The organism is Mycolicibacterium stellerae (assembly GCF_003719305.1).
In the GTDB taxonomy this organism is placed as follows: Bacteria; Actinomycetota; Actinomycetes; order Mycobacteriales; family Mycobacteriaceae; genus Mycobacterium; species Mycobacterium stellerae.
Window position 1 is genome coordinate 211915 of the sequence record NZ_RARC01000004.1, and the last position, 10546, is coordinate 222460.

General features: G+C 65.0%; 8 protein-coding genes. 3 read left to right on the plus strand and 5 right to left on the minus strand.

Going from position 1 to position 10546, the window contains the following annotated elements; all coding sequences use genetic code 11:
* The first annotated feature begins 47 nt into the window (after positions 1–47).
* Positions 48–1130: a substrate-binding domain-containing protein gene (locus D6M19_RS08265; RefSeq protein ID WP_234834758.1), complete on the plus strand. Its 1083-nt coding sequence runs from the start codon at positions 48–50 to the stop codon at positions 1128–1130.
* Positions 1131–1151: 21 nt separating this feature from the next.
* Here the strand turns inward: D6M19_RS08265 and D6M19_RS08270 are convergent, their stop codons facing one another.
* From D6M19_RS08270 to D6M19_RS08280, 3 genes are all read right to left on the minus strand, one after another.
* Positions 1152–2663, minus strand: coding sequence for a carboxyl transferase domain-containing protein (locus D6M19_RS08270; RefSeq protein ID WP_123024699.1), 1512 nt, complete (start codon positions 2661–2663; stop codon positions 1152–1154).
* On the minus strand, positions 2660–3868 hold the full coding sequence (locus D6M19_RS08275; protein ID WP_123024700.1) for a CaiB/BaiF CoA transferase family protein: 1209 nt from the start codon (positions 3866–3868) through the stop codon (positions 2660–2662). The genes D6M19_RS08270 and D6M19_RS08275 overlap by 4 nt, the downstream gene beginning before the upstream one ends.
* Positions 3869–4047: 179 nt before the next feature.
* Positions 4048–5412: an SLC13 family permease gene (locus tag D6M19_RS08280; RefSeq protein ID WP_123024701.1), complete on the minus strand. Its 1365-nt coding sequence runs from the start codon at positions 5410–5412 to the stop codon at positions 4048–4050.
* A gap of 160 nt (positions 5413–5572) precedes the next feature.
* Here D6M19_RS08280 and D6M19_RS08285 point away from each other — a divergent pair, with 160 nt between their 5' ends.
* The gene (locus D6M19_RS08285) at positions 5573–6268 is read left to right on the plus strand and encodes a FadR/GntR family transcriptional regulator (protein WP_123024702.1); all 696 of its coding nucleotides are present in this window, start codon (positions 5573–5575) and stop codon (positions 6266–6268) included.
* Between the two features lie 37 nt (positions 6269–6305).
* Here the strand turns inward: D6M19_RS08285 and D6M19_RS08290 are convergent, their stop codons facing one another.
* Positions 6306–6773: an Lrp/AsnC family transcriptional regulator gene (locus tag D6M19_RS08290; RefSeq protein ID WP_123024703.1), complete on the minus strand. Its 468-nt coding sequence runs from the start codon at positions 6771–6773 to the stop codon at positions 6306–6308.
* A 182-nt stretch (positions 6774–6955) separates the two neighbouring features.
* Here D6M19_RS08290 and D6M19_RS08295 point away from each other — a divergent pair, with 182 nt between their 5' ends.
* Positions 6956–9286: a thiamine pyrophosphate-binding protein gene (locus D6M19_RS08295; RefSeq protein ID WP_123024704.1), complete on the plus strand. Its 2331-nt coding sequence runs from the start codon at positions 6956–6958 to the stop codon at positions 9284–9286.
* A gap of 498 nt (positions 9287–9784) precedes the next feature.
* Here the strand turns inward: D6M19_RS08295 and D6M19_RS08305 are convergent, their stop codons facing one another.
* Positions 9785–10501 (minus strand): GAP family protein, encoded by a 717-nt coding sequence (locus tag D6M19_RS08305; protein WP_123024706.1) that lies wholly within the window; start codon positions 10499–10501, stop codon positions 9785–9787.
* Between the last annotated feature and the right edge of the window lie 45 nt (positions 10502–10546).

The window sequence follows — 10546 nt, forward strand, 5'->3', positions numbered from 1 at the left end:
TGCGAGCCTTCACGATCGTTGCGAACGAAAGTGGACGGAGGTCCAACGTGTACGGTGCGACGCGCGGCGTGGCCCGCGAAACCCTGGACATTGCGCTCGTCGTCCCGCACACCGGTTCGGCGGGTATCTATGGGCCGTCGTGCGAGGCGTGCGCCGCGCTGGCGATCGCCGACGTGAATGCCGGCGCCGGGTTGCTCGGACGGCGGATACGACTCATCCCCGTGGACGGCAGTCGAGCACCGCTGGCCGTGGCGGCCGAGATCGCTGCCCTGCTCGAACTCGGCGTTATCGACGCGGTGACGGGCTGGCACATCTCACCCGTGCGGCAGGCCATCGCGAAAGTCACCGCCAACCGGGTGCCCTACGTGTACGGCCCGCTCTACGAAGGCGGCGAGCGAACGCCGGGTCTGTTCCTAACCGGCGAAACTCCCTCCTGCCAACTGCTGCCCGCCATGGACTGGATGAACGCCGCCTACGGAGTCGACCGGTGGGTCGTCGTTGGCAACGACTACGTCTGGCCAAGACAGACCGGCTCAGCGGCACGCCTGCACGCCCAGGCGCGCGGTCGCCCCCTGGTCGGCGAGATGTACTTCCCTTTGGGCACCACCGACTTCAGCGCGGCGATCCGTCACGTCGAGGCCAGTGCCGCGTCGGGAGTGCTGCTGCTGTTGGTCGGTGGCGACGGGGTGGCATTCAACCGACAATTTGCAGCGACCGGCATGGCTGCGGCGGTGCCGCGTCTCAGCCCGCACGTCGAGGAGAACATGCTCATGGCCAGCGGCTCGGAGAGTAACGACGGGCTGTTCGCGTCCGCCGGGTACTTCGAGGCGCTCAACACCACCGCGAGCATGGACTTCGCCGCGCGCTACTACGCGCATTTCGGTCCAGCCGCGCCCGCGTTGAACAGCATCGGCGAATCATGTTATGAAGCACTGACTTTGCTGATGACGCTGGCTACGCGGGCGGGATCGCTCGACATCACCGACCTCACTGTGGCAGCGGCCAACCTGACATACTGCAGCCCGCGCGGCGAGGTGACCATGCGCGGTAACCAGATGTCACAGGACATCTACGTGGCCGAAGCGGTCGGCCTGGATTTCGAAGTGCGCGACCGTATCTCGGCGGCATGAGCGTCGGACGGGAGCGGGATCTCAGGCGCTTTCGGCGGCAACCGACGGCGCCGACGCGACCAGCCGATCGAAGCGCCCGATACGGCTGCGAAGTCGGGTGGCCGGATCGTGCATCGCCAGGGATGCGAGCTCCTGTCGGATCGCCGCTGCCACCCGGTTACAGAACTGCTTGGGTTCGCTGCGTGCATCGGGACATTCGGGGATGACGCGGTCCAGCGCACCGCTGGCGAGAAGATCCGCCGCGCGAACGCCCTGCCTTTGGGCGATCTCGGGAGCTCGCCGCGTGTTCTGGTAGAGAATTGCGCTGGCACCTTCGGGTGGCAGCGGCGACAGCCATCCATGCGCTGTCCCCAACGTGCGGTCGGCGGGAAACAGTGCCAGCGCGGCGCCTCCTGTGCCCTGTCCAAGGAGTATCGAAACCGTTGGCACGTCGAGGGCAATCATGTCGGCAATGCACCTGGCGATCTCACCGGCGACACCGCCTTCTTCGGCCTCTGGCGACAGCGCGGCACCAGGGGTGTCGATGACCGACACGAGAGGCAGCCCGAGCTCGGCGGCCAGCCGCATGCCCCGTCGTGCCTGCCGTAGTGCCGCCGGGCCGATCGCACTGTCAGCCTGGGCGAGGCGATCCTGGCCGACAAGAACGCACGACACATCGTCGAACCGCACCAGTGCGACGATCAACCCGGTGTCGACCTCACCCTGGGCTGTGCCGTTGAGGGCAACGACGTCGGTGGCCGCCGTGGCGAGCAGGTCCTGCACACCGGGCCGAGTCACATGCCGGGTCGCCTGCACCGACAGCCAGGCGGGCACGGTGTCGACGACACGTTCCGAAGCGGGCGTGACCGCCGACGCGCGCGACGGTGTCGCGACGATGTCCAGCGTGGCGGCCACCAACCCCGCGAGGTCCTCCGGACGGCAGACCGCATCGAGAAGCCCGTGTTGGTGCAGGTTTTCGGCGGTCTGCACGTTCGGGGGGAACGGGCTTCCGTGGAGCGCCTCATACACCCGTGGTCCGAGGAATCCGATCAATGCCTGCGGCTCGGCGAAGGTGAGATGACCCAACGATCCCCACGACGCGAAGACCCCACCGGTGGTGGGGTGACGCAGATAGACAAGGTAAGGCAGGCCGGCCGCCTTGAGATCGGCGATCGCCGCCGTGATGCGCACCATCTGCAGGAACGCGGTCGTACCCTCCTGCATGCGGGTGCCCCCTGACGTCGGCAGCACAAGCAGGGGCAGTCGTTGGGTCGTCGCACGACGGATGGCTGCGGTGAGCCTGTCGCCTGCGCCCACGCCGATCGAGCCGCCGAGAAATCCGAACTCGCACACCGCGATCGCGATCTGATGCCCCCGAATGGACGCAACGCCGGTGAGTATCGACTCATCGATGCCCGTCTTGGCGCGAGCACACTCCAACTCATCGGCATACTCGGCACTCCCACCCACATCGGGCAGGGTGATATCCCACGAGGTCCACGATCCTTGATCGATGAGTACATCGAGCATCTCGCGCGCGCTGAGCCGAGTCATCGGTGCTCCGCAAGAAGGGTCGATTCGATGAGGTCGTTGTCGGCACCGAGCACCGGGGGTGCGGTGTGCTGGTTATGTGTCAGTTCAGTGCCGTCGGAGTCGAAGAATCGCAGTGGCGGGCCAGGCAATGTGATGGTCCCCAGCGTCTCGTGATCAACGTCTATCAGCAGACCCTGCGATCTGGTCTGCTCCCATTCGTAAACCTCGCGAATGCTGCGAATTCGCCCGGCAGGCACACCGATTCGATCCAGTTTGCTCAGTAGCTCGTCGGTGGTGTGCAGCGCGAAAGCATCGGAAACCATCTCTTGGACTTGCTTGCTGTTGGCTACCCGGTGCGGGTTCGACTCCATGCCGGGGGTAGTGGCGTCGAGCCCGAACCCGTCGCAGAACCGTCTCCAGAGGCCCTCGCTGCCGACCGCGATTTGCACCGCGCCGTCGGCGGTGTCGAACAGCCCATACGGGCTGATCGATGGGTGGTGGTTTCCGCTGGCCTCGCCGGTCTGCCCGGCGACCGTCCACTTCGTCCCCTGGAAGGCGTGAACGCCGACGACGGCGGCCAGCAGTGAGGCTCGGACCACCTGGCCGCGACCCGTGCGCTCGCGTTCCTGAAGTGCCGCAAGGACGCCGAATGCGCCGTACATCCCGGCCAGCAGGTCGGCGATCGGCACTCCCACGCGTTGCACATCGGTCGGTGCCGAGCCGGTCACCGACATCAGGCCCGCTTCCCCCTGCGCGATTTGGTCATAGCCTGCGCGCGCGGCTTCAGGACCGTCATGGCCGAAGCCGCTGATAGACAACACCACGAGGCGCGAATTGATCTCGGCTAGCTGTTGTTGGGAAAAGCCAAGCCGGTCAAGGACTCCGGGGCGGAAGTTCTCCATCAGTACATCGGCTTGGCGGACCAGAGCGCGCAACGCGGCCCTGCCGGCGTCATCCTTGAGGTCGAGCGTCACCGACTTCTTGTTTCGGTTCGCACAGAGGAAGTACGTCGACTCTCGTTCGCCCCGATCCGGTTCGACGAATGGCGGACCCCAACCGCGGGTGTCATCGCCGCCCTGCGGGTTCTCCACCTTGATGACGTCTGCGCCGAGGTCGCCGAGCATCATCGCCGCGTGCGGCCCGGCCAAGGCACGCGTCAGATCGACGACTGTCAGCCCGGCCAGGGGCCCGGTCGGCCGCGTCGCGGAGGGAACTGGGAATGTCATCGGGGACCACCTTCGGCCTAGTGACTTAGTGGGTTAGTGGACTAGCCAATTTAGGAAACCATGTCCTGACCTGCGCGTCAAGGGTTGCCGATAAGCGCATATGTGATCTGGGTCATATAGAAACGCGATCGGCGACCCGCATTTGCAGCGGGCCGCCGATCGCGGACGTCAGGTGGTGCTCAGAGCCATCCCGGCAGCACGAGCGCCGCCCAAGCGATGAGCGGACCGATTGCGACAACCAGCGCGCTGTACTTGAGGATCTGTTTGTAGAACTTGTCGCGGTCGACATCATGGGCGTTGGCCAATACCAGCGCCCCGTTCGTCGAGAATGGACTGACGTCGACAATTGTCGACGAGATCGCCAGGGCGACCACGACCCCGATCGGGCTGACCTCACCAGCGAGCAGCAGTGGCACGGCCAGAGGGATGGTGGCGCCGAGGATGGCCGTCGATGAGGCGAAGGCCGACACGATGCCGCCGAGATAGCAGAGCAACAGCGCGACGAGGAGAGGCATGCCAAGTCGTGCGACGCCGTTACCGACCCATTCGACGCTGCCTGCCTCCTGCAGCACGCCCACGAAGGTCAACACGCCGCCAATCAAAAGCACGGTGGACCAACTGATTTGGGATACTGCGCCCTTCTGTGCCTTCGGCGAGGCCAGCGCCAGCACTGCGGCGACCGTCATCGACACGAACCCGATGTCGAGATCGAGGATCAGCGAGAACACCGCCAGTGCGACGAGGCCGATGATGGTGAGCACCTGGTCGTAGGTGACGGACTTTGTGGGCAGCAGCGGGGCGTCAACCTCGGTCTCGACTCTTGTTGAAGACATGGTCGTGGTGCCGCCTCTGCCGTCACCGGACGGCGTGGGGCCGCCCGACCCATCGGCCGTTTCGTTGATGTCCTCCGGCGTTTCGATGTCGTCGTGCACAGTTCGACCGATCAACGAACGTCCGCCGAGGAAGGCGAACAACGCCACGCCGATCGCGGCATTGAAAAACAGGCTGCCAAGGAACAGGGCGACCGGGCTGTTCACCAGGTCGGCCTTGGCGACGATGTTGTTCACGGTGACGCCGTAGATGCTGATCGGCGAGAAGCCGCCTGCCTGCGCGCCGTGGATCACCATCATGCCCATCAGCAACGCATTGATCTTGTAGCGCCTGGCGAAGTTGAGCGCGATCGGCGCGATGATCGCCACGGCGGCCGGGCCGAGCGCGCCAAGCGCGGTCAATACGCCGGTGATTCCGAACATCACCCACGGAATGAACGCGACGCGGCCGCGTACCATTCGGACTGCGCCGCGCACCATCAAATCGACCGTGCCGTTGTTCTGGGCGATCGCGAACAGGTAGGTGACGCCGACGAGCGTCAAGAACAGCTCGCTCGGGAAGCCGGCGATGATGTCGTCGGTGTTCATCCCGACGGCGAGGGTGCCGACAAGGAATGCGGCGACAAAGCCCAGCGTGCCCATGTTGATCGGCAGCAGTGTGGCAGCCGCGAACATCGCGATGAGAGCCAGAATCGGAATGAGTTCGAGGGGCATGACGATCTCCGGATCTATCCGTTTGGGCCGACTGACCTAGTGGAGCATTGGCCTAGCCAGTAAAACAGTGAGCGCAGTCACTGTCAACCCGCATTGTGACCCGCACATCACTGGACCGCCGGAGGGGTTGAGTATGGTGGAGCAGAGAGTAGGTGAGTCAGTGGTAGAGCAACTCAGACCTGTCACCCGGCCAAGGCTGTATGAGGTCATCGTCGAGCAACTCTGTTCGTACATCGCCGACAACGCGATGACGCCAGGGGATCGGCTTCCGGCCGAGCGTGACTTGGCGTCCAAACTCGGCGTGAGCCGGGCATCGCTGAGTCAGGCGCTAGTGGCCCTTGAAGTGCAGGGCGTCCTGTCGGTGCGCCACGGTGACGGAGCCATCCTGGTGCGGCGGCCCACCGAGGAGCGCGCCATCAAGGCATTGCGCGAACATGCTGACCGCATTCCCGACATCATCGAGGCGCGCGAGGCGCTCGAGGTGAAGCTGGCGGGGCTTGCTGCCGCGCGGCGCAGTGAAGTAGAGATGGCAGCCATCGACGCGGCGATCGCGAAGATGGAGTCAGAGGTCGACGCAGGGGACCGTGGCGTCGTCGGTGACGAAATGTTCCACGAGGCGATTACGACTGCGGCGCATTCGTCGTTGCTCGCCAAGCTGATGCACGAGATATCCGGGTTGGTCAGGGAAACGCGTATCGAGTCCCTATCGCAAGAGCATCGGCCCCGGCAGTCGCTCGAGGGTCACCGGCGGATCGCCGAGGCTGTGCGCCAGCAAGATTCGGCCGCGGCGTCACGGGCGATGGCCGACCACATTCGGCTGGTGTCCGACGTCGCGTTGCTACGCAACGCAGACTGACCTTTAATCCACTTCTTGCACGGGGGGCCAGCGCGGCTCAGCCGCCGAGCAGCTGGATGAGGCGATGATCAACGAGTTCGCGCATGACCAGCGACGTGTTGGTGCGTCGGACGCCGCGGATGCTCAAGATCTGACCGGCGATGCGGTAGAGGTCGTCGGCGTCGCGGGCAACGACCTGAATGAGAAGGTCGGCACCGCCGCTCAGGCCGAGCACTTCGACAACCTCCGGTATCTCCGCCAATGCATCGGACACTTGGCTCAGCAGACGCTGTTTGAGGCGGGCGCGGATGAATGCGCGCATCGGATATCCCAGAAAAGCCGGATTGACGCGGCGGTCGAATGCCAACAGGGCCCCGCTCTGGTCCCACTTGTTCAACCGGGCTTGCACGGTATTGCGCGACACCCCGGTCTGCGCAGCCAGGGCGATCGCTGACGCCCGCGGATCACGTGCCAACGCGACAAGAAGCCGGGCGTCGATCGGGTCAGGGCCGGCTTTGGTTGTCATTCTGAGCACCTCTCAACGTCGCCCACGGGATCCACGGGTGCATTCTGCACAATTATTGTGACGGTAGTTGCTCATTTTGATGCCAGGTGCTGCACTTGATCTGCAATCTGCCCCTCGTATCCGCCGGCTGCGCCTCTGCGGTTATCGGCAGATGGACAAGAACGAACCGTTGAGGAGCGCCGATGACGACCAGCGGTGACATCGACCGCGCACGGTCGGAACTGTGCGACAGCGACCCGCTGGAAAAGATCGCCGAGCAAGTGCTGTGGCTGTCGACGGCGATCGTGCACCACGCCAACAATATTCGGCCAAATCCGAGCGGAATGAAGGTGGGTGGCCATCAGGCGTCGTGCGCCTCCATAGTGTCGATCATGACCGCCCTTTACTTCGAGCAACTCCAAGCCGGGGATCGGGTGTCGGTCAAGCCCCACGCATCACCGGTGCTGCACAGCATCAATTACCTGCTCGGATTCTTGGACGATAAGTATCTGACCACGCTGCGCGAATACGGCGGGTTGCAGAGCTATCCCAGCCGTTCCAAGGACCCCGATCCAGTCGATTACTCCACCGGGTCGGTGGGCATCGGTGCCACCGCACCGATCTGGGGGGCGGTCGCGCGCCGATACGTCGACACCACACTGGCGTCCACCGGCAAGGGCAGGCAGTACTCGTTGGTCGGTGACGCCGAACTCGACGAGGGCGCGGTGTGGGAGGCGATATTGGATCCTGCCGTGCACGACCTCGGTGAAGTGGTGTGGATCGTCGACATGAACCGTCAGTCGCTGGACCGGGTGGTTCCCCGCATCGCAGCGGGCAGGCTCGCCGCGATGTTCGCCGCCGCCGGCTGGCAGGTTATCGACGTCAAGTTCGGCACCCTGTTGACGGAACTGTTCAACCAGCCCGGCGGGCAGCAACTGCGGCAGCGGATCATCGAGATGCCCAACCCGGAATATCAACGGCTGCTTCGCTGCGACGCCGAGCAGTTGCGGGCCCGGCTGCCGGGATCGGGGCCCGACGCGCCAAATATCACCGAGGTGATCAGCGGCCTCACCGATGCCGCGCTGCTGCGTGCCATCGCCAACCTGGGCGGCCACGACTTGGCGTCCCTGCGAGAGGCCTTCGCACAGATCGACGACACCCGCCCGACGGTCATCATCGCCTACACCATCAAAGGCTGGCGCCTACCCACTCAAGGCCACCCCCAGAATCATTCGGCCCTACTGACCGTCGAGCAGTTCGACGAACTCGCCGCAACCCTTGGCAAGAACCCTAGCCAGCCGTGGAGTCGCTTCGCTCCTGCCACCCCGGCAGGCCGACTGTGCGCAGCGGCCACCGAAAGGCTCAGGCGCCCAGAACAATCCGAGGCTACGCCGCCAGTGGTTCCGGTCGAGATCGGCCGCACGCCGCAAGCCATCACCACCACCCAGGCGGCACTGGGCCGCACCCTGCTCGACCTCACTCGCGACGCACCCGAGGTCGCCCAACGAATCGTGACCGTCAGCCCCGATGTCAGTTCCAGCACCAACTTGACCGGCTGGCTCAACAAGGTCGGGGTGTGGTCGTCCTCGGAGCGCCGCGACTGGTTCGACGACGACCCGGAAACGATCATGCACTGGCGCGAGAAGCCGACGGGCCAGCACATGGAGCTGGGCATCGCCGAGACGAACCTGGTCGGGCTGATCGGCGAACTCGGCGCCACCTGGAGTCGGTGGGGTCAGCCTCTGTTTCCCATCGGAGTGCTCTATGACCCCTTCGTCGAACGGGCCCTCGAACCGTGGTCCTACGGCATCTATGCCGGCGGCCAATCGATCCTCGTTGGCACGCCCTCGGGGGTCACCTTGGCGGCCGAGGGTGGTGCGCACCAGTCCATCAAGACGCCCTCGATCGGGCTCGAGCAACCGGGCTGCATCAGCTACGAGCCCGCGTTTGCCGTCGAGGTCGAATGGACTCTGTTGCACTGCATGTCTCGACTGGGTCGGCCCGACGGCCAGTCCGCCTACCTTCGGTTATCGACCAGGCCCGTGGAGCAGGCACTGGCAGGCATCCCCTCTGACCCCGCCGCACGCGAACGGCGACGCCGTCACGTGATCGCCGGCGCCTACACGCTGCGCGCGCACCCTCGGCCTGACGTCGCGATCGTTGCCGTAGGCGCCATGATCACCGAAGCTCTGCAGGCCGCCGATCGGCTCGCGCAACTCGAGATCACCACCGAGGTGATCTGCGTGAGCAGCCCAGGTCTGCTCTTCGAGGCCCTGCAGGCCCGCAACGGGCTGGGCACGGCGCCGTCGTGGATCCTGGACCAGATCTTCCCGCCGGAGCGCGCAGCACCCATGGTCACCGTGATCGACGGCCACCCCCACACCCTGGCATTCCTGTCCTCGATCAATCGGGTCGCGTCGAAGTCATTGGGTGTCAGCATGTTTGGGCAGGTCGGCTCGCTCGACGCGGTCTACCGTCATCACGGCATCGACACCGACAGCATCGTGCGCGCCGCGCTCGACCTCGCCACGTAGCGGCGACACCCACGCACCATCGCTACCCGTCCCGGTCCAGATCGTCACACGCACGGCGTGAACCCGACCATCGGAATGGGGGTCTGCACGCCTGGGCCGCAGATGGGCTCGCGCGCCGGCAGTGACGGCAGCGCTGCGTCGACCCCGATACTTGGCAGTCCGATCCCGGGGAGGCCGATGTCGATGCTGGGTGAAGATATTTCCGGCAGCTGCGGTGACGCCGGCAAGTCGTCGACTCCGGAAAAGTCAGACACCAAGGCGGACAGTGGATCTCGGCATTCACCAGATCGCGTGTCCAGTAGCGTGTCTTCACCGCAGTAGGGGGCGCAGCCGCCCTCTTCGGCGACCTGACCGATCTGACAGGCCCAGCTTGGAGCCGGCGTTGCCACGGTTGCAACTGCCATCGGGGCGAGTGCTAACAGGTTCGCAAGGGCGAAGGTCGCCCCGGTGCGGCGTGATGTCCGAACACGTCTGATCATTTTCACCCTTTCGTTCGGGTCAGATCCCTGTGGTCATCAGAAACACCCCAACCACTGCGACCATCACCGCAAGGATGCTGCGGCGGTGGACTCTCGACCACCCGTGAATTCGCAACATGACGGCAAGAGTGCCGCCCGGATTCACCAGAAAGCTGACGAGCGGTATTTCTACGATCGCGAACGCCAGAATGGTGAAAAGGACGGCGGCGGCGATCTGTGCGCCGATCGCCGCGCCCGACGCCATGATCGCCGCAAGCACCAAGACGCATTCGACCGGCGGCGTCGCCGATCCGAGCCCCATGACGAAGGGGATCCCGGGTGATCGGTCCTGCAGCGCAACGCTTGCGCGCGCACATGCCCGTGCGATCGCGTTAGGAATCGGCGGGGCGGTGGCCGTTCCTTCGGCGACGGGAGCCACGGGCATCCTCCGAGGCGCGGTGGCACGTGAGGCGATCACCACCGCAATCACGATCGCGGCTGCCCCGGCAGCGATCTGGATGTGACGAGCGGCCGGGCTGCCTATCGTGGCCGTCACAGTCTCGGCCAGCACTGGCGCGGCGTCCCGGAGGAAGAGCAGCACGACCAGTGCAGCCGCGAGGCCGGTCACCATCCCACCGAGCCAGAATGCAAAGAGGTTGATGACCGGGCGCGGACGCGAGATCAACAAGACGGCGATTCCGATGCGTATGGGGTCGGTTGCAGCCACAAGCGCGAAGACCAGAACCGTGCCCCACATGGATAAGAATTTACCCCCTCCCAACTTGGTTCGTGGCGCTTAGAC

What these genes read in the sequence shown, in the direction of transcription:
- D6M19_RS08270 (WP_123024699.1), bottom strand. Translation starts at nt 2,663, where the DNA reads ATGACTCGGCTCAGCGCGCGCGAGATGCTCGATGTACTCATCGATCAA.
- D6M19_RS08275 (WP_123024700.1), bottom strand. Translation starts at nt 3,868, where the DNA reads ATGACATTCCCAGTTCCCTCCGCGACGCGGCCGACCGGGCCCCTGGCC.
- D6M19_RS08280 (WP_123024701.1), bottom strand. Translation starts at nt 5,412, where the DNA reads ATGCCCCTCGAACTCATTCCGATTCTGGCTCTCATCGCGATGTTCGCG.
- D6M19_RS08290 (WP_123024703.1), bottom strand. Translation starts at nt 6,773, where the DNA reads ATGACAACCAAAGCCGGCCCTGACCCGATCGACGCCCGGCTTCTTGTC.
- D6M19_RS08295 (WP_123024704.1), top strand. Translation starts at nt 6,956, where the DNA reads ATGACGACCAGCGGTGACATCGACCGCGCACGGTCGGAACTGTGCGAC.
- D6M19_RS08305 (WP_123024706.1), bottom strand. Translation starts at nt 10,501, where the DNA reads ATGTGGGGCACGGTTCTGGTCTTCGCGCTTGTGGCTGCAACCGACCCC.